The organism is Litchfieldella rifensis (assembly GCF_042646605.1).
GTDB classification, from domain to species: Bacteria; Pseudomonadota; Gammaproteobacteria; order Pseudomonadales; family Halomonadaceae; genus Litchfieldella; species Litchfieldella rifensis.
Map to the genome: position 1 here is coordinate 291,836 of NZ_JBHRUG010000027.1, position 18,382 is coordinate 310,217.

General features: G+C 63.8%; 19 protein-coding genes. 13 read left to right on the top strand and 6 right to left on the bottom strand.

Going from position 1 to position 18,382, the window contains the following annotated elements:
* The first annotated feature begins 10 nt into the window (after window positions 1-10).
* From ACFOEV_RS13945 to ACFOEV_RS13975, 7 genes are all read left to right on the top strand, one after another.
* Complete coding sequence (locus tag ACFOEV_RS13945; protein WP_386774927.1) at window positions 11-1,300, top strand: peptidylprolyl isomerase; 1,290 nt, start codon at window positions 11-13, stop codon at window positions 1,298-1,300.
* A gap of 9 nt (window positions 1,301-1,309) precedes the next feature.
* Window positions 1,310-2,359, top strand: a complete 1,050-nt coding sequence (gene pdxA / locus ACFOEV_RS13950) for a 4-hydroxythreonine-4-phosphate dehydrogenase PdxA (protein WP_386774929.1) — start codon at window positions 1,310-1,312, stop codon at window positions 2,357-2,359.
* Window positions 2,360-2,438: 79 nt separating this feature from the next.
* The gene (gene rsmA / locus ACFOEV_RS13955) at window positions 2,439-3,239 is read left to right on the top strand and encodes a 16S rRNA (adenine(1518)-N(6)/adenine(1519)-N(6))-dimethyltransferase RsmA (protein WP_386774931.1); all 801 of its coding nucleotides are present in this window, start codon (window positions 2,439-2,441) and stop codon (window positions 3,237-3,239) included.
* On the top strand, window positions 3,239-3,634 hold the full coding sequence (gene apaG / locus ACFOEV_RS13960) for a Co2+/Mg2+ efflux protein ApaG (RefSeq protein ID WP_386774933.1): 396 nt from the start codon (window positions 3,239-3,241) through the stop codon (window positions 3,632-3,634). Before rsmA ends, apaG begins: the two co-directional genes overlap by 1 nt.
* A gap of 66 nt (window positions 3,635-3,700) precedes the next feature.
* Window positions 3,701-4,516, top strand: coding sequence for a symmetrical bis(5'-nucleosyl)-tetraphosphatase (locus ACFOEV_RS13965; RefSeq protein ID WP_386774935.1), 816 nt, complete (start codon window positions 3,701-3,703; stop codon window positions 4,514-4,516).
* A 48-nt stretch (window positions 4,517-4,564) separates the two neighbouring features.
* Window positions 4,565-4,894 (top strand): thiosulfate sulfurtransferase GlpE, encoded by a 330-nt coding sequence (glpE, locus tag ACFOEV_RS13970; protein ID WP_386774937.1) that lies wholly within the window; start codon window positions 4,565-4,567, stop codon window positions 4,892-4,894.
* A complete protein-coding gene (locus ACFOEV_RS13975) occupies window positions 4,895-6,049 on the top strand; it encodes a polynucleotide adenylyltransferase (RefSeq protein ID WP_449280241.1) in 1,155 nt (384 codons plus the stop codon).
* A gap of 6 nt (window positions 6,050-6,055) precedes the next feature.
* Here the strand turns inward: ACFOEV_RS13975 and folK are convergent, their stop codons facing one another.
* Both folK and folB read right to left on the bottom strand, forming a co-directional pair.
* Window positions 6,056-6,574: a 2-amino-4-hydroxy-6-hydroxymethyldihydropteridine diphosphokinase gene (gene folK / locus ACFOEV_RS13980; protein ID WP_386774939.1), complete on the bottom strand. Its 519-nt coding sequence runs from the start codon at window positions 6,572-6,574 to the stop codon at window positions 6,056-6,058.
* Window positions 6,574-6,927 carry a dihydroneopterin aldolase gene (gene folB, locus ACFOEV_RS13985; protein WP_386774941.1) on the bottom strand — a complete coding sequence of 118 codons (354 nt, stop codon included), beginning with the start codon at window positions 6,925-6,927 and terminating at the stop codon, window positions 6,574-6,576. Before folB ends, folK begins: the two co-directional genes overlap by 1 nt.
* Before the next feature lie 150 nt (window positions 6,928-7,077).
* Here folB and plsY point away from each other — a divergent pair, with 150 nt between their 5' ends.
* Window positions 7,078-7,710, top strand: coding sequence for a glycerol-3-phosphate 1-O-acyltransferase PlsY (plsY, locus tag ACFOEV_RS13990; RefSeq protein ID WP_386774943.1), 633 nt, complete (start codon window positions 7,078-7,080; stop codon window positions 7,708-7,710).
* Window positions 7,711-7,880: 170 nt separating this feature from the next.
* Here plsY and tsaD read toward each other — a convergent pair whose 3' ends face one another.
* Window positions 7,881-8,936, bottom strand: coding sequence for a tRNA (adenosine(37)-N6)-threonylcarbamoyltransferase complex transferase subunit TsaD (tsaD, locus tag ACFOEV_RS13995; RefSeq protein ID WP_386775139.1), 1,056 nt, complete (start codon window positions 8,934-8,936; stop codon window positions 7,881-7,883).
* Window positions 8,937-9,214: 278 nt separating this feature from the next.
* On the opposite strand from tsaD, the gene rpsU reads away from it, so the two are divergent.
* The 3 genes from rpsU to rpoD all read left to right on the top strand — a co-directional run bounded on the left by rpsU (window position 9,215) and on the right by rpoD (window position 13,500).
* Window positions 9,215-9,430: a 30S ribosomal protein S21 gene (gene rpsU / locus ACFOEV_RS14000; protein WP_016416934.1), complete on the top strand. Its 216-nt coding sequence runs from the start codon at window positions 9,215-9,217 to the stop codon at window positions 9,428-9,430.
* A gap of 142 nt (window positions 9,431-9,572) precedes the next feature.
* The gene (gene dnaG, locus ACFOEV_RS14005; RefSeq protein WP_386774945.1) at window positions 9,573-11,387 is read left to right on the top strand and encodes a DNA primase; all 1,815 of its coding nucleotides are present in this window, start codon (window positions 9,573-9,575) and stop codon (window positions 11,385-11,387) included.
* A gap of 253 nt (window positions 11,388-11,640) precedes the next feature.
* Window positions 11,641-13,500, top strand: a complete 1,860-nt coding sequence (rpoD, locus tag ACFOEV_RS14010; RefSeq protein ID WP_386774947.1) for an RNA polymerase sigma factor RpoD — start codon at window positions 11,641-11,643, stop codon at window positions 13,498-13,500.
* 81 nt (window positions 13,501-13,581) lie between these two features.
* Here the strand turns inward: rpoD and ACFOEV_RS14015 are convergent, their stop codons facing one another.
* The gene (locus tag ACFOEV_RS14015; RefSeq protein WP_386774949.1) at window positions 13,582-14,217 is read right to left on the bottom strand and encodes a hypothetical protein; all 636 of its coding nucleotides are present in this window, start codon (window positions 14,215-14,217) and stop codon (window positions 13,582-13,584) included.
* A 72-nt stretch (window positions 14,218-14,289) separates the two neighbouring features.
* Window positions 14,290-15,222, bottom strand: a complete 933-nt coding sequence (locus ACFOEV_RS14020; RefSeq protein WP_386774950.1) for a LysR substrate-binding domain-containing protein — start codon at window positions 15,220-15,222, stop codon at window positions 14,290-14,292.
* A gap of 179 nt (window positions 15,223-15,401) precedes the next feature.
* On the opposite strand from ACFOEV_RS14020, the gene ACFOEV_RS14025 reads away from it, so the two are divergent.
* Entirely contained in the window at window positions 15,402-16,781 is a 1,380-nt protein-coding gene (locus ACFOEV_RS14025) for an L-serine ammonia-lyase (RefSeq protein WP_386774952.1), read from the top strand.
* A 71-nt stretch (window positions 16,782-16,852) separates the two neighbouring features.
* Here the strand turns inward: ACFOEV_RS14025 and ACFOEV_RS14030 are convergent, their stop codons facing one another.
* A complete protein-coding gene (locus tag ACFOEV_RS14030; RefSeq protein WP_386774954.1) occupies window positions 16,853-17,761 on the bottom strand; it encodes a LysR family transcriptional regulator in 909 nt (302 codons plus the stop codon).
* A 196-nt stretch (window positions 17,762-17,957) separates the two neighbouring features.
* Between ACFOEV_RS14030 and ACFOEV_RS14035 the strand changes: the two genes are divergently transcribed.
* Window positions 17,958-18,382: alcohol dehydrogenase catalytic domain-containing protein (locus ACFOEV_RS14035; RefSeq protein WP_386775141.1), on the top strand; the 425-nt coding region annotated here is incomplete at its 3' end.

Below are 18,382 nucleotides of genomic sequence, written 5' to 3' on the forward strand. Positions count from 1 at the left end.
CGAGGAATCTATGCGCAGTCGACTAATCGCCCCGCTGGGCCTGGCGCTAGCCCTGGCAGTGATGCCGCTGGCATCGCTGGCGCAGACCATCCAGCCGCTGGACCGTATCGTGGCGGTGGTCAATCAAGGGGCCATCATGGCCAGCGAGTTGGAGGAGCGTGTCGAGCAGGCGCGCAGTCAGCTCGCCGATCGTGGCATCGGTTCTCCCTCGGAACAGGCCCTACGCAGCCAAGTGCTGGATCGCATGATCCTCGAGGAGATCCAACTGCAGATGGCCAGAGAGGCCAACTTGAGTGTCGATGACACCGAGCTCAACCGGACCGTGCGCGGCATTGCCGAGAGCAATGGTATGAGCCTGGAAGCATTTGCCGATGCCCTGGAAGCCGACGGCCTGACCTTGGCCGGGGTGCGTGAGAAAGTGCGGCGCGAGTTGCTCATGCGCGAACTGCAACAGCGTCGCGTGGCCAGCCGTGTCAACGTCACCGATCGTGAGGTCGATCGTTACCTGGAGCAGCACGGCGCCACCCAGGATGCTCGCTACCGCCTGGCCCATATCCTGGTAGCCTTGCCCCAGTCGCCGAGCGATGAACAGGTCAGCGAGGCCCAGGCCAAGATCCAGCGGCTCGCCCGCGAGCTCGAGACCGGCGCCGACTTCGCCGAGCTGGCCGCCGCCGAGTCCGATGGCGGTCAAGCGCTGCAAGGCGGGGATCTGGGCTGGCGCAGCGGTGGCGAGGTTCCCAGCATCTTCGCCGAGGTCGTGCCGCAGCTCGATGTCGGCGAGGTCAGCGAGCCGCTGCGCAGCCCCAGTGGCTTCCACCTGGTCAAGGTCGTCGACCGGAAAGGGGGGACCCAGCAGTCGGTAGTCCAGGAATACCGCGCCCGGCATATCCTGATCGAGACCAATCCCAATCGCGATGAGCAGCGCGCCGAGGCGCTGGCCAACCAGATTCGCCAGCGTCTGGCCGCCGGCGAGAGCTTCGCCGCCCTGGCCCAGGAGTTCAGTGACGATCGCGGCAGTGCACTGAGCGGCGGCGAACTGGGCTGGGTGCGCCCGGGGCAGACGGTGCCGGCCTTCGAGGAGGCCATGAAGACACTCGAGGTGGGGGAGATCTCGCAGCCGGTGCGCTCGCGCTTCGGCTACCACATCGTCGTCGTCGATGAGCGTCGCCAGCAGGATGTGACCCGCGAGGCGCAACGCCGTCAGGTACGCGATACCCTGTTCCAGCGCAAGGTGAACGACGAACTGGAAGCCTGGATGCAGGAAATCCGCGCCGGTGCCTTCATCGACAAGCGTCTCTAGGTGGCCTTGATGTCTGTTTCCTCTCGCTCCCGGCCGCTGGTGGTGCTGACCACCGGTGAACCGGCCGGCATCGGTCCGGAGCTGGCGCTGATGCTGGCGGCCTCCGGTGAGGCACTGCCGGCGACGCTGGTCGCGGTCGGCGACCCCGCTATGCTGGCCGAGCGAGCGTTGGCGCTGGGGCTCGCCGTCGAGCTCGACGTGATAGCGCCCGAGGACGAAATTCCCGCGCCACGCCCGGGAGTGTTGCCGGTGTGGCCGGTACCGCTGCGCGTACCGGCGCGCGCTGGGGTGCTCGAGCCGGCCAATGGCGAGTACGTGTTGGAAACCCTCGATGTGGCGATCGCCGCCTGCCGTGACGGCCGGGCCGGCGCCATGGTCACGGCCCCCTTGCACAAGGGAGCGATCATCGACGGTGGCCGCCCCGGCTTCACCGGGCATACCGAGTACCTGCGCGATGCCTGCGGCGTCGAAGAGGTAGTGATGATGCTGGCCACCGATGCGGCGCTGCATGGCATCGCGGCTGGCGGGCCCCGGTGCCCGCTGCGTGTGGCGCTGGCCACCACACACCTGCCGCTGCGCGAGGTCGCCGATGCCATCACCGCCGAGCGTCTCGAGCGCGTACTGCGGATTCTCGATGGCGACTTGCGGCGTCACTTCGGTATCGCTGCGCCACGCATCGTCGTCTGTGGGTTGAATCCGCATGCCGGCGAGGATGGCCATCTGGGGCGTGAAGAACTCGATGTCATCGCGCCGACTCTGGTGCGGCTTCGCAGGCAAGGGCTCGACCTCGCCGGCCCGCTGCCGGCGGATACCCTGTTCACTCCGCGCCATCTCGAGGGCGCCGATGCCGTGCTGGCGATGTATCATGACCAAGGATTGCCGGTATTGAAGTACGCCGGTTTCGGTCGCGGTGCCAATATCACCCTTGGCCTGCCGATCGTTCGCACTTCGGTGGACCATGGCACGGCGCTGGACTTGGCCGGGCAGGGCATCGCCGACCCGGGCAGCCTGCAGATCGCCGTGACACTCGCCGCCGAGATGGCGTCTCGGAAAGGCTGAGTGTCGGCATCGACCCACCGTTTCGCCATGTTGATTGTCTTGCCATTGCAGCCGTCAGCTAGAAAGGACACCTTACCGCATGTCATCTCGTCCCCCGGTGCACCGGGCTCGAAAACGCTTCGGCCAGAATTTTCTGCGCGATCCCGGCATCATCTCGCGGATCGTGCGCGCCATCGCCCCGCGCCCCGGCGAGCGTCTGGTGGAAATTGGCCCTGGCCAGGGGGCCTTGACCGAGCCATTGCTCGATGCCGCGGGCCATCTGGAGGTCATCGAACTCGACCGCGACCTGATTCCGGGGTTGCGTGTGCAGTTCTTCAATTACCCCGGGTTCGTGATCCACGAGGGCGATGCCTTGAAGTTCGACTTCCGGGCCCTGCAAGGTGATGGCGTTCCGCTGCGGGTGGTCGGCAATCTACCCTACAACATCTCCACACCGCTGATCGTGCATCTGTTGCAGGCGCGGGGAGCGGTCCAGGACATGCATTTCATGTTGCAGAAGGAAGTCGTCGAGCGGCTCGCGGCCAGCCCCGGTGGTGCCGACTGGGGACGGCTGTCGGTGATGGCCCAGTACCACTGCCGCGTCGAATCGCTGTTCGTGGTGCCGCCCGAGGCCTTCGTGCCTCGGCCCAAGGTCGAGTCGGCTATCGTGCGGCTGACACCGCACGCCGAGCGGCCGTGCCCGGCCGATGACGAAACCCTGTTGTTTGAACTGGTGCGCCAAGCGTTCTCCCAGCGCCGCAAGACGTTACGCAACAACCTCAAGGGGCGCATCGAAGCCAGTGCCTTGGAGGTGCTGGAGATCGATCCCGGGCGCCGGCCGCAGACGCTGTCGGTGGAAGAATTCGTGCGTATCGCCAATCATTTGGCAGGAGCCGTGTGATGAATGAACCTGTCGATGAGCTGTCGGCGGCCATCCGGGTGCACGTGGTGCCCGAATATCGCGAGGAAGAGTCCTCGTCGTCCGAGCAGCGTTTCGTGTTCAGCTACACCATTACCGTGCACAACCATTCGGCGCATAACGTGCAGCTGCTAGCCCGCTACTGGAAGATCACCCAGGGCAGCGGCAAGGTACAGGAGGTGCGCGGCAAGGGGGTGGTCGGCAAGCAGCCACTGATCGGTCCTGGACAGACCTTTCGCTATACCAGCCGTGCGGTGCTCGAATGTCCGGTGGGGGTGATGGAGGGGGCCTATACCTGCGTCGACACCCGGTCACAGCAGGCCTTCGAGGTCAGGATCCCGCCGTTTCGCCTAGCAGGCCCCAACCAGGTGCATTGACGGTGTCTCCTCGCCCTGCAACGCTTGAGTTCAAGCGATGGATTCATGCCATGAGAAAGGAACATCATGACCACATACGTGATCGGTGACCTGCAGGGGTGTCACACCGAGTTCCTGGTGCTGCTCGACAGACTGGCGTTCGACCCCGCGCGGGACCGGCTGTGGCTGGTCGGAGACCTGGTCAATCGGGGCCCCGATTCGCTGGCCTGCCTGCGCCAGGTCATGGCTCTCGGCGACGTGGCGCAGGTGGTGCTGGGCAATCACGATCTTCACCTGTTGGCCGTGGCTCGCGGTGGTGCCGAACTCAAGCGCAAGGATACCCTGACGGCGATCCTCGAGGCGCCGGATCGCGAGGCGTTGCTCGATTGGCTGCAGTCCCGGCCGCTGCTGGTGACGGAAGACGACTGGGTGATGACGCATGCCGGGTTGCTGCCGCAGTGGTCGCTGCCGCAGGCCGTCGCATTGGCCAAGGAGGTGGGACAGCGGCTGGCAGGTGAGTCCAGCGGTGCCTTTTTCGAGCAGATGTATGGCAATGAGCCTGCGTGCTGGCGCGATGATCTCGATGGCATCGCACGGCTGCGGTTCATCGTCAACGCCTTCACGCGCATGCGTTTCATCGATGCCCGGGGCCGCCTGGATTTCTCCGCTAAAGAGGGACTGGAGTCGGCACCGCCCGGCTTCGCGCCCTGGTTCACCTATCCGCGCTGTGACGATCCAAGAATCCTGTTCGGTCATTGGGCCGCCTTGGGCGGTCGCACGCCGGCGAGCCGGGTGCGTGCCGAGGCGCTCGACACCGGATGCGTCTGGGGCGGTTCCCTGTCGGCCCTGAACCTGGCCACCGGTGAGCGCGTCACGGAGCCTCGCCATCCTCGTCAATCATGATTCATCATCCGCTATGCTTGTCCGGCGAATGCCGCAGGAGAGTACCCCATGAGCCAGACTGCCTTCGACCATCTCGATCCTGCCACCCTGGCCCAGTGGCTGGATGCCGGGGAACCCCTGACCCTGGTGGACATCCGCGATCCCATGAGCTTCGTTCAGGGGCATATTCCCGGTAGTCGCCATCTGGACAATACCAGCATCGCCGCGTTACTCGACGAGACGCCCCGCGAGCGCCCCGTGGTCGTGGTCTGTTACCACGGCCACTCCAGCCAACAGGCGGCGGCGTGGCTGGCTGGGCAAGGCTATGTCCAGGTCTACAGCCTGGATGGGGGCTTCACCGATTGGGCGGTGCGTCACCCGGCCCATGTTGCGGGGTAGATGACCATGACCCAGGGCGACCCGCGCCTCGTTGGCCTGGAGGTCTACCGGGTGGGCGGTGCGGTACGTGATTCACGCCTGGGGTGGCCGGTCTATGACAACGACTGGGTCGTCGTCGGCGCGACTCCCGCGGACATGCGGGCGCGGGGATTCAAGCCGGTCGGGCGTGACTTTCCGGTATTCCTGCACCCCGAGACCCATGAGGAATATGCCCTGGCACGCACCGAGCGCAAGCAGGGGCACGGTTATACCGGCTTCGCGGTGTATGCCAACCCCCAGGTAACCCTGGAGGAAGACCTGGCACGGCGCGATCTGACCATCAACGCCATGGCCGAAGACCGGGCCGGCCACCTCGTCGACCCCTATGGCGGGGCGCATGACCTGGAGTCCCGCCTTCTGCGCCATGTGTCGCCGGCCTTCGTCGAGGATCCCCTGCGCGTGCTGCGCACGGCACGCTTCCTGGCCCGCTATCAGAGCCTGGGGTTCGCCATTGCCGAGGAAACCCGCGCCTTGATGTGTCAGCTCGCCGAGGGCGGTGAGCTCACGCATCTGGTCGCCGAGCGGGTCTGGGCCGAGACCGAGAAAGCCCTGGGTGAACCTCATCCCGAAGCCTATTTCCGGGCATTGAGCGACTGCGGTGCGCTGGCAATACTGATGCCGGAACTGGCATGCAACGGTGGGCGGCTCGAAGCGGCGTTGGCTCGCCTGCACCGCTTGCCGGAGGAGGACGGGCCGTGGGTGCGCTGGCGATGGGCGAGGTTGTGTGAGCACCTCGGCGATGACGAGCGCCTACGGTTGGGCGAACGCTTGCGTCTGCCGCGGGCCTATGCCGAGCTGGCGCATCAGACCGCGCTGACACGGCGGCTATGGTTGTCGGCTCGCGCTGGCGAACTGGATGGCGCTCGGGTGCAGGCCTGGTTGGATGGCATTGATGCCTGGCGGCGAAGCGAACGGGTGACGCCACTGATCTCGCTGGTCAGCCTTGAGGCCCCATCCCTGGCTACCGACCTGGCGCTGGCCTGGCGCCTGGCCGCCCAGGTCATGCCCCGGACGCTGCTCGGGGAGGGCTTCAAGGGCAAGGCGCTGGGGGCAGAGTTGAGCCGTCGCCGCCGCGAGGCGATCGACGCGGCGCTGAACGATAGCGACGCCCGGTGAGCGGCGTCACGCCGCCCGCGAGATGACGCGTCCTTGCCAGATGAAATCCACCGGCCACAACGCCTGATCGTCGCAGCGGAAGGTGTCCCACAGCTCGGCATAGGGAATACCGCTGATCGGGTGAGGGGTCTCGGGAAGCAGTTCCGCCAAGGGCCGCAGCACGAAGGCATGGCGACCGATTTCGTCTCTCGGCAGCTGAACGCCATCGACCTCGCCGGTCAGTTCGCCCACCGTCAGCAGGTCGATATCCAGCGTGCGGGGACTGAACTTGGGACTGTCGGGGCGTCGTCCGTTGGCATATTCCAACCGTTTGCACCACGCCTGCAGTTTGCCTACGGAGAGTCGGCTGTCGAACACCGCCACCAGATTGTAGAAATTGCGACCGTCCTCGAATCCTACCGGCTCGCTCTCGAAGACCCGCGATACCCAGAGGTCGCCGAAGTGTGCCTGCAGCGCGTCGAGGCATACGCGGACATGGTGCTCGCGGTCGATATTGCTGCCGATGCTGACTACCACCCGGGACATCAGCACTCCCCTCGTTCGATGCAGACGCCCACCGCGGAGGCGGTGGGTATGGCGCCGGGCTTGCGTACCGTCAGACGCAACCAGGAGATGGCGAACTCCTCGCGCAGCACCGCCGCCAGGCGTTCGGCGAAGGTTTCCACCAGGCCGAAGGCGTGTTCGTCGGCGAAGGTGCCAATACGCTCACTAATGGCAGCGTAGTTCAGTGTCAACGCCAGGTCGTCATCCCGCGCGGCGGGGCGGATGTCGGTAGCCAGCTCCAGGTCCAGCACCAGACGCTGCTGGATGCTGCGTTCCCAGTCATAGACCCCGATGACGGTGTCCACGGCCAGTGACTCGATCAGCACGCGATCCATATCGGATTCTGTCCCCTTTCATTGTGCCCCGGAAGGTAATTACCCGATTGTACGGCACCCGGCGCCCGCACGGTAGGAAGCGCTGGCTATCGCATGCGCGCCTCGCCTGGCAGAATCAAGACGTCTTGCCGGAGCCCCGAGAACGCTGCCATGCCATCCTTCCCCTTGTTGTCCACGACCCTCATCCTGCTGATGGCGGGCTATTTGAGCGGCTCCTGGCTGGGGGCGCTGACCGTATGCCGCCTGGCGAGAGTGCGTGATCCTCGCTTTGCCGGCTCATGCAATCCCGGTTTCTCCAACGTGCTGCGACTGCACGGCAAGCGTCTGGCGTTGGCGACGCTGGTGCTGGATGCGGCGAAGGGGATGCCGGTGCTGTGGCTGGCCAAGGGGCAGGGGTTGCCGCCTTGGGCGCAGGGATTGGTTGGGCTGGGCGTGTTGCTGGGGCATAGCTATCCGCTATGGCATCACTTTCGCGGTGGCAAGGGGGTGGCCAGTGCCTTCGGCGTGCTGCTGGTGCTGACGCCCGCGGTAGCGCTGAGCTGTGCCGTTTGTTGGGCGCTGCTGGCCTGGCGGGTGCGAACCGCCGCCATCGCTTCCTTGGCCAGCGCCACTCTGGCTCCTTTGCTCAGCTTGTGGATGGCGCCCGACTACGTGCTGGTGATACTGGTCTTTGCGCTGCTGGTGCTGGCGCGTCATGTATGGAATATCCGTCGCCTGGGCCGCGGTCGTGAACCCCGACTGGACGAAGGCGCGACTGCGCGACGCGATGAGAGGGGGGATTAGGCCCGGGCCGCCGTGACCGTAAAGAGCGCGATCATCGCCCCGTCGGGGTGCATTGAGGACTGGCGGGCGGCTCCAGCTCAGCCAGTGGCCAGCGCGGTACGGCCTGCATGGCACTGCCATCGCGCTCGCCGGCCAGCAGGCGCTGGGCTCTGTGACCGTAAAGAGCGCGATCATCGCCCCGTCGGGGTGCATTGAGTACTGGCGGGCGGCTCCAGCTCGGCCAGTGGCCAGCGCGGCACGGCCTGCATGGCACTGCCATCGCGCTCGCCGGCCAGCAGGCGCTGGGCTCCCACATAAGCGATCATCGCCCCGTTGTCGGTGCAGAAGCGCCCACGCGGGTAGAAGGCCGTGGCGCCGCGCTTGGCGATGGCTTCGGCCAGGCGTTCCCGTAGCCTGGCATTGGCACTGACGCCACCGGCCACCACCAGGCGCTTGAGCCCGGTCTGGTCGAGTGCGCGGCGGCACTTGATCACCAGGGTGTCGACCACGGCGTCCTCGAAGGCGCGGGCGATATCGGCGCGTCCCTGGTCGTCGAGCTCGCCGGCTTCACGCAAGGCCCTGGCGGTGATCAGGGTGTGCGTCTTGAGTCCCGAGAAGCTGAAATCCAGGCCCGGCCGGTCGGTCATCGGTCGCGGAAAACGAAAGCGCCCGGGGTCGCCGCGTTCGGCCAGGCGCGCCACGGCGGGGCCTCCCGGATAGTCGAGATCCAGCATCTTGGCGGTCTTGTCGAAGGCCTCGCCGGCGGCATCGTCCACCGACTCGCCGAGCAGGCGGTACTGCCCCAAGCCCTCGACTTCCACCAACTGGGTATGGCCGCCGGAGACCAGCAGCGCGACGAAGGGGAACCGGGGGGGAGCGTCCTCGAGCATTGGCGCCAGCAAGTGGCCTTCCATATGGTGTATGCCGAGCACCGGGACGTTCAGCGCGCGGGCCATGCCATGGGCGGTGGCGGCCCCGACCATCAAGGCGCCGACCAGACCGGGACCGGCGGTGTAGGCGATACCGTCGAGGTCGTGGCGAGTGAGCCCGGCGCTGGTCAGCACCTCCTGGATCAGCGGCAGCAGCTTGCGAGTGTGGTCGCGGGAGGCCAGTTCCGGTACGACGCCGCCGTATTCGGCATGCATGGCGATCTGGCTGTAGAGGGCGTCGGCCAGCAGGCCGGTCTCCGTGTCATAGAGGGCGACGCCGGTTTCGTCGCAGGACGTCTCGATACCCAATACGCGCATGTGCATGATGCCCCGCAGATCATCTGACAAAATCCCCATTCTACGCATTTTCCAGCCTCGCGGGCAGGGTGGTATTTGCAAAGGCTCGAGGGGAGGACTACAATATTGTGCGCTGTAAGACTGGGTCGTGCACCCGGGGCTCCATTCGTCTTTCGCTTCTCCTTCGCTATCGCGGTCTGCCACGCTTGGCAGCACGAGCGTCTGGCAAGCCGCAGTCGGTGGCCTTCAAGGGTGTGCGTTCAAACCGAACTCATGATTTCAAGGTAGGTGAGTGCTTAATGCCTTCTGTCAAAGTACGTGATAACGAGCCGTTCGACGTCGCTCTGCGTCGCTTCAAGCGTTCCTGTGAAAAAGCCGGTGTTCTCTCCGAAGTGCGTCGTCGCGAGCACTACGAGAAGCCGACTGCCGAACGCAAGCGCAAGGCGGCAGCGGCCGTCAAGCGTCACGCCAAGAAACTGCAGCGTGAGCGCAAGCGTTTCGAACGGCTGTATTGATCCGTACTGGAGATGGCTTGGGTGTAATCGCCCTGTCGTCTCAAGAGGGACGCCAAGCGGCCGCCTTTCGGTGGCCGTTTGTGTTTTCCCGCCTTCTTGATGCCATTGCCCGCCCTTCGTCATTCAGGACAGTGTTCCGCCTATGGCCGGTCAGATCCCGCAACGCTTTATCGATGATCTGCTCGCTCGGGTCGACGTGGTCGAGGTGGTGGGGGAGCGTGTCACGCTCAAGAAGAGCGGACGCAATTATTCCGGGTTGTGTCCCTTTCACCAGGAGAACACGCCGTCGTTCACCGTCAGTCAAGATAAGCAGTTCTATCACTGCTTCGGCTGCGGTGCCCATGGCAATGCGTTGCGCTTCCTGATGGAGTACGACAACCTGCGTTTTCCCGAGGCGGTGGAGCAACTGGCTTCCCGCCAAGGGATGGAGGTGCCGCGGGAGGGTGGCGATGACCCGCATGCCCTGGCGCGGGAACGGAAGCGCAAGGAGGGGGTCAATCTGCTGGAGTTGGCGGCGAGCTTCTTTCGCAGCCGTTTGAAGATGCCCGAGGCTGAAGCAGCCCGCGCCTATCTCTCGCGGCGCGGCCTCTCCGCCGAGGTGCTGGCAGATTTTGGCGTTGGTTATGCGCCGGACGACTGGGAGGCGCTCAAGCGCCACCTCGGCGAGCAGGGAATTCCCGAGGCGGTGCAGATCGAGTACGGCTTGCTGGTTCATCGCGAGGACAGTGGGCGCAGTTACGACCGTTTTCGCGATCGGGTGATGTTTCCGATTCGCGACTTCAAGGGACGCACCATCGCCTTCGGGGGCCGGGTGCTCGGCGATGCCAAGCCCAAGTACCTGAATTCACCGGAAACACCGGTGTTTCACAAGGGGCGCGAGCTGTATGGCCTGTACGAGGCACGCCAGGCCGATCGCCACCTCGAGCGAGTGCTGATCGTCGAAGGTTACATGGACGTGGTGGCACTGGCGCAGTTCGGGATTCGCAATGCGGTCGCTACGCTAGGCACCTCGACCAGCGAGGAGCACCTGACGCGGCTGTTCCGGCTGGTGGGAGAGGTGGTGTTCTGTTTCGATGGCGACAGGGCGGGGCGTCAGGCGGCCACGCGTGCGCTCGAGACGGTGCTGCCACTGATGATCGATGGTCGCCAGGCGCGCTTCCTATTCCTGCCTGAGGGCGAGGATCCGGACAGCCTGGTGCGGCGCGAAGGGGCCGATGCCTTCCAGGATCGCATCACTTGTGCCAGCCCGTTGTCGGAATTCCTTTTCGAGCAGGCGGCAACCGGCCGTGATCTGGCGCGCGTGGAGGATCGCGAGCGCTATGCAAGCCAAGTGCTGAAGGCGCTGCAACGCCTGCCGGAGGGCATGCTCAAGACGATGCTGCTCAGTGAGTTGGCCAAGCGCACCGGGGTCGAGCAGGCGCGCTTCCAGGCATTGCTGGTCCCCGCAGAACCGGCCGAGGACGAGCGTCACGAGCCGCCGCCCGCTGTCGAGCTGCCGGCGGGTTTGCCGGCGAGCAAGGTGGGGAGGCGGCCTGGAGCGCTGGGACTGATTGGTCGCACGCTACAACTGCTGGTGCATGAGCCGCGTCTGGTCGAGCGGTTGCCAGAGACGCTGGACTGGTGTCCCACCGGCGATCCCGACGGGGCGCTGTGTGCGGAGGTCATCGGCCTGTTGCGGGCGGGAGGTTACCGTAGCACCCAGGTGTTGCTGGCGCACTTCCATGGCCGGGCCGAGGGGCAGCGATTGGTCGCACTGGCGCGCCGTGAGTTGCTGATCCCGCGGGAGGCTCGTGCCACCGAGTTGGATGGTCTGGTCGAACATTTTCGCCAGCAGTGGTCACGCCAGACACCGCAGAGCGAGTTCGATGACCTGCTCTCCAGGGAGCGGAGCGGAGAGCGGTTATCCAGGGAAGACCGGGAGCGGCTCATGGAGTTGCTGACCACGCTCAGCCGTTGAGCGTGGGCGCAGGAAGCGTCGAGATCGAGCGAATCGGCTGCAGGGTTGAATTGTTGACTGTTATCACCATCTAAAGAGCATACGTTCGATTGAACCGGCAGCGAATGCAACCAAATAAATTAACACACCTGAGCGTCGGCGCAAATGGAGCGCTGGCGGATGAGCACGGTAAGCCGCTATACTGATTGGCTTACGGTTTTTTACCGTCTACACGTTTGGGTGCTTCATTCTTCTTCGTCGAGATAGGGTTTCTATGGCTGGAAATGCGCAGCAGCAGTCACGTCTGAAGGAGTTGATCGCGCGAGGCAAGGAACAGGGTTTCCTGACCTATGCCGAGGTCAACGACCATCTTCCTGAGGATATCGCCGATCCGGATCAAGTGGAAGACATCATTGGCATGATCAACGACATGGGTATCAGCGTCGTTGAAGAAGCCCCCGATGAAGACACCTTGATGATGGCCGATCACTCCCCGGACGAACATGCCGCCGAGGAGGCTGTGGCCGCACTCGCCGCGGTGGAGAGCGATGTCGGTCGTACCACCGACCCGGTGCGCATGTACATGCGCGAGATGGGGACCGTCGAGTTGCTGACTCGTGAGGGTGAGATCGAGATCGCCAAGCGCATCGAGGAAGGCACTCGCGAGGTGATGTCGGCGCTGGCCTACCTGCCTGGCGCGGTGGATTCGATCCTCGAGGCCTATGATGCCACGCAGGACGAGGAGGCCCCAGGGCGTCTGTCCGACCTGTTCTCCGGCTTCATCGACCCTGACGAGGGCATCCCCGGCGTGGCGGAAGCCGAGGTGCCGGAAGCCGAGGTGAGCGACGACCTGGACGCCGAGGACGCTGGCGATAGCGAGGACGATGAGGACGACGCCGAGGACAGCACTGCCAGCGAAGGCGGTCCGGACCCGGAAGAGGCCAAGGCGCGTTTCGAGCAGATCCGCGAGCAGAACGAACTGGCCAAGGCGGCGATTGACAAGCATGGGCGCGGCTCCCGGGAAGCCAACGAGGAACAGGCGCGTCTGGCCGAGCTGTTCTCGCCGATCAAGCTGGTGCCCAAGCATTTCGAGCGTCTGGTCGGTCAGGTGCGTATCAGCGTCGAGCAGGTGCGCGAGCAGGAAAAGGTCGTCATGCAGGTCTTCGTCAAGAAGGGCAAAGTGCCGCGCAAGACCTTCATCAAGTCGTTCCCGGGCAACGAGTCCCGCCGCGACTGGATGGATGAGTTCCTGACCGCCAACCCCAAGTTCAGCGAGCGTCTCGAGCCATTTCGTAACGATATCGCTCGGGCCCAGCGCAAGATCGCCTTCGAGGAGGACCTGGTGCAGTTGCCCGTGGCCGAGCTCAAGGAGGTCAACCGCAGGCTATCCATCGGCGAGGCCAAGGCGCGCCGCGCCAAGAAGGAAATGGTCGAGGCCAACTTGCGCCTGGTGATTTCCATCGCCAAGAAGTACACCAATCGAGGATTGCAGTTCCTGGATCTGATCCAGGAGGGCAATATCGGCCTGATGAAAGCGGTGGACAAGTTCGAATATCGCCGTGGTTACAAGTTCTCGACCTATGCCACCTGGTGGATTCGTCAGGCCATCACGCGCTCGATCGCCGACCAGGCACGCACCATCCGCATCCCGGTGCACATGATCGAGACCATCAACAAGCTCAATCGCGTGTCGCGGCAGATGCTGCAGGAAATGGGGCGCGAACCGACGCCGGAAGAACTCGGCGAGCGCCTGGAGATGCCCGAGGACAAGGTGCGCAAGGTGTTGAAGATCGCCAAGGAGCCGATCTCCATGGAAACGCCGATCGGGGACGACGACGATTCGCACCTCGGGGACTTCATCGAGGACGGCACCATGTTGTTGCCCATTGACTCGGCTACTGGCGAGGGCCTGATCGAGGCAACCCGCAACGTACTGGGTGGCCTGACCGCGCGTGAGGCCAAGGTGCTGCGCATGCGCTTCGGCATCGACATGAACACCGACCATACTCTCGAGGAAGTCGGCAAGCAGTTCGATGTCACCCGCGAGCGAATCCGCCAGATCGAGGCCAAGGCGCTGCGCAAGCTGCGTCACCCGTCGCGTTCCGAGCCGCTGCGTTCTTTCCTGGACGAATAGTCGCTGGCACGCAAAGGCGTGTGAAACCATCGCCGACAAGACGCCCGCAAGCTTGGCTTGCGGGCGTCTTGTCATTGGGCCTCAGGGCCGTGCTTGCCAGCGGCGTACCAGCATGACCAATTCGATTATCGCAATCAGGATCAGGCTGTAGCCGAGCAGTTCGGTGACTTCCTCGACGATGTCCTTGAACGTGCGTGCGTAGTTCTCGGCGAGAATGGCGATCCACAATTCGCTGCGCCCGAAAAGGCGTGAGAAGACGTAAGTGACCAGAAAACCGCTGGCGAACAGCCCGAAGGAAAAGCTGTCGGCATAGTGCTCGAACTCGGCAAGGAATTCACGACGCCTACGGATCACCAGGAGCAGGCTGGGCAGTACCACCAGGGTCACCAGCACTTGCCAGGCGCCGTCGAAGACATGGGTATCGAGATGGGCATCCTGCTCGCGGATGAGGGAGGCGAGCAGGAAAGCGAGCATCAATAGTGTCACCGAGGGCAGTGCCTTCAGCACCTGACGGACATACAGCAGCAATGCCACCCCCAAGGCCAGCAATAGCGTCTGGGTGAATTCGGTAAAGCCGATTTCCGTGAAGTGGGTTTCGCTCAGATCGCGGGCTTCGTAGTCGACGCCCTGCATCAGGGCGGTGACGAACAGGATGTACAGTAAAGCACGCAGGCAGGTGGCACGAAAACTGATGGTATTCCTGGAAGGTTGGGGCATAGGCGGGTCCGTCCGGCAAGCCAAGTAAAATTAAGTCGTCCCTGAATTTTACCGTCCTCGTGATGGGCTGTGCTACCCAACCTCCTTGGGTATGCTGCGCCTGGCCTCTTCTACCAACCAGTCGTGCACGGCGCGTACGCGTCGGTCATCGAGTGCGCCTTGGGCATGCACGATTCCGTAACGCTTGCCGGTTTCCACACGCTGCGGGAAAGGGGCGATCAGGGCACCGTTCTTGAGTTCGTTGGTGATCAGTGTCTGGCGGGCGATGGCCACGCCCATGCCGGCGATCGCCGCTTCCATGGTCAACTGATTGCGGTTGAAGGTATAGCCGCGACGCACATTGACATGCGGTGCGGCGATGGCGCGCAGATAATGTTCCCATTCGGCATAGTCGTGGCTGCCGCGCCAGGCGGTCACGTCGTGCAGCAGCGGGTAATAGGCCAGGTCCTCGGGGCGCTGCAGGGGCGGCTTGCCACGCAACAGGCCAGGGGCGCAGACCGGAAAGATCACTTCGTCCATCAGCGGGGTGATCTGCAGTCCCGGGTAGTGTCCATCGTTAAGGTCCAGGGCCAGGTCGAAGTCGCCATCGCGCAGCGAGATGTTGCTGTCTTCGGCGGCCACGTGCAGTTCGATGTCGGGAAACCGGGCCTGGAGGCGAGGCAGTCGTGGCATCAGCCATTTGGTCAGAAACGAGGGTACCGAGCGGAGTCGAAGGATGCCGCTCATCACCCCGGAACGCAGGCGCTTCACTTCCAGCCCCACCGATTGATAGGCCTCGTCGACGACGGCTGCCAGCCGGCGCCCCTCGTCGGTCAGTTCCAGTTGCCGGGGCAGGCGCCGGAACAGCTTGAAGCCCAGGCGCTCCTCGAGCTGTTTGATCTGTTGGCTGACCGCTCCCGTGGTGACATGCAACTCCTCGGCGGCGCGGGTGAACGACAGGTGACGAGCGCTGATCGCAAAGACCTTCAGCCAGGCATGGGTCTGGGCATTGAGAGTGCGGTTCATGGTTTAGTCATTCTAAACAAAGGACAAGTAATTCTCGGTTGTCGGTACGGCGATGTGGGACCAACATAGCGTAAACGCCCGGCAAGGGCACTATCGAAATCGTGTCGGTTTAGCCAGATTGATGTACGGCACGCGGCATATGGCGACGAAGCGCCCAACGGCGCCCCGAGGTAAGCATCATGTCCATCAGTGTGTTCGACTTGTTCAAGATCGGTGTCGGGCCATCCAGCTCGCATACCGTGGGCCCCATGCGGGCAGCCTACGATTTCGTGCAGTCGTTGCGTGAACGGGAATTGCTCGAGCGCGTGGCGCGTATCGAAGTGCGGCTCTATGGCTCGCTGTCGGCCACCGGCATCGGGCATGGCACTGATCGTGCGGTGGTCATGGGCCTGATGGGAGAGCGGCCGGACCGCATCGATCCCAGCATCATCTCGCCGTGTATCGAGGAGTTGCTCGAGTCCCAGACCCTGCTGCTCGACAACCGGCTGGCGATTTCCTTCCTGTGGAGTCGCGACATGCAGCTGCTGGAAGAGAACCTGCCCTATCACCCCAATGCCATGCAGCTGATCGCCCATGGCCATAGCGATGAACTTCATCGCAACACCTATTATTCGGTGGGTGGCGGGTTCGTGATCGATGAGGCCCAGGCTCAGACGGGTGACTTGGACACCGATACCACATCCTTGCCCTACGATTTCAACAGTGCCGCCGAACTGATGGCGCTGTGCCAGATGCATGACCTGCGCATCAGCGAGCTGATGCTGGAGAACGAGAAGGCCTGGCGAGACGAGGCGGAAATTCGCGCCGAGCTGTGGCGCATCTGGGAGGCCATGCAGGACTGCGTCGAGACCGGCCTGCACAATGAAGGGATTTTGCCTGGCGGATTGAACGTCAAGCGACGTGCCGCGGCGCTGCATCGTCGCCTGCTGGCAGTGGAGGACAGCCCTAGCCTGATCGCCTCGACTTTCTCGGCCATGGACTGGGTCAACGTCTTCGCTCTGGCGGTCAACGAAGAGAATGCCGCCGGTGGGCGCATGGTCACGGCACCGACCAACGGCGCGGCCGGTATCATCCCGGCGGTGCTGCACTACTACATGAAATTCCAGCCGGGTGCCAGCGAGCGCGACGTGGTCGATTTCCTGCTTGCTGCTGGAGCGGTGGGAATTCTGTGCAAGAAGAACGCCTCGATTTCGGGAGCCGAGGTCGGCTGTCAGGGCGAGGTGGGGTCGGCCTGTGCGATGGCCGCGGCCGGGCTCGCCGAGGTCATGGGGGGCAGCGTCGGTCAGGTCGAGAATGCCGCCGAGATCGGCCTAGAGCATAACCTGGGCCTGACCTGTGATCCGGTCGGGGGCTTGGTGCAAGTGCCTTGCATCGAACGCAACGCCATTGCTTCGGTGAAGGCCATCAATGCGGCGCAGATGGCGCTACGTGGCGATGGCGAGCACTTCATATCGCTGGACAAGGTGATTCGCACCATGCGCGACACCGGGCGCGACATGCAGGACAAGTACAAGGAAACCTCCCGCGGTGGTCTGGCTGTGAATGCCATCGAATGTTGACTCGCTGACTCGATTTCTCTCTCGTATCAACCCCTTGGGCGCCTGGAACGGCGCCCTTTTTTTGTGCCGGCCTAGGATGAGGCGCTCCTGTAATGGCGGACGGGGAGCCTTTCGTCGATATGCGCGACCAGAAAATCGACGAACTGGCGCACCTTGGGCGACAGGTGACGGTGGCGAGGGTAGACCGCCCAGACGGCGGTATCGGTGTGCTGGAAGGAGTCCAGGACCGAGATCAGCTCGCCCGACTGGAGATAGGGCTCGACGTAGTAGTCGGGCAGTTGGGCCAACCCCAGTCCCTTGAGAGTGGCATCCAGAATGGCCGGGCCGGAGTTGGCCTGCCAGCGGCCGTTGATACGGATCTCGCGGCGTTGGCCGTGGACCTCGAACAGCCAGCTATCGCGGGAACCCAGCAAGCAGCGATGACTGGCCAGCTCGGCCAGGCTATGGGGGCGGGGGACCTGCTCGAAATAGGTCCGGGAGCCGACCACATACTCGTGTCGTTCGCACAGGCGCCGGGCGATCAGCGTCGAATCCTTGAGGACGCCCATGCGGATGGCGATGTCATAGCCCTCGTCGATCAGTTCCACCTGGCGATTGGTGAAGTGCATGTGTACCTCGAGTTGTGGGTGCAGGCACTGGAAGTCGTTGACCAGGGGGGCAATGTAACGCTCGCCGAAGGTCGTCGCCGAGGTCAGGTTGAGCACGCCCTTGGGTTTGGATTGCAGGTCATTGATGGCGGCTTCGGCCTCGCGAAAGCCGTCGAGTAGATGGCGGCAATGCTCGTAGTAGAGGGCGCCGGCATCTGTCAGACGGATCTGTCGCGTGGTGCGATACAAAAGTTGAGTATCGAGCTGGTTCTCCAGTTGGCCGACCAGGCGGCTGATATGCGAGTTGGAAACCTTCAAGTGGCGTGCCGCCGCGGAAAAGGTGCCCAGGCGCACCACCTCGGTGAAGGCCTCGATGCGATCCCAGCGTTGCATGCGTATCGTTCTCCTTCTGAATTATTGCTAACAGGCAATAATCTTGTGAGTCTAACCCGGTTTATCCCCCAGTGCGGGCTCGCCTAGACTGCAAACATGATGTCGCGCGCCGGCAGTGTCGATCTGTGTCGCTATCAGTCACTTGCCGGCACCGGCTTGAGCCATTGATCGCCGTTTTACTGATCGGGAGAACCTGATGAAATCACGTGCCGCTATCGCCCTGGAAGCCGGCAAGCCGCTGGAACTCACCGAGATCGATGTCGAGGGTCCCAAGGCCGGCGAGGTACTGGTCCAGATCAAGGCCACCAGCGTCTGTCATACCGACGCCTATACCCTGTCCGGGGCCGATCCGGAAGGCCTTTTTCCCTCGGTGCTCGGCCATGAGGGTGCCGGTATCGTCCAGGAAGTCGGCGAGGGGGTCACGAGCCTCAAGCCCGGCGACCATGTGATCCCGCTGTATACCGCCGAGTGCGGGCAGTGCAAGTTCTGCCTGTCGGGCAAGACCAACCTGTGCGGCGCGGTGCGCGCCACCCAGGGCCAGGGGCTGATGCCCGACGGCACCTCGCGCTTCTCCGTGGACGGCAAGATGCTGCACCACTACATGGGCTGCTCGACCTTCAG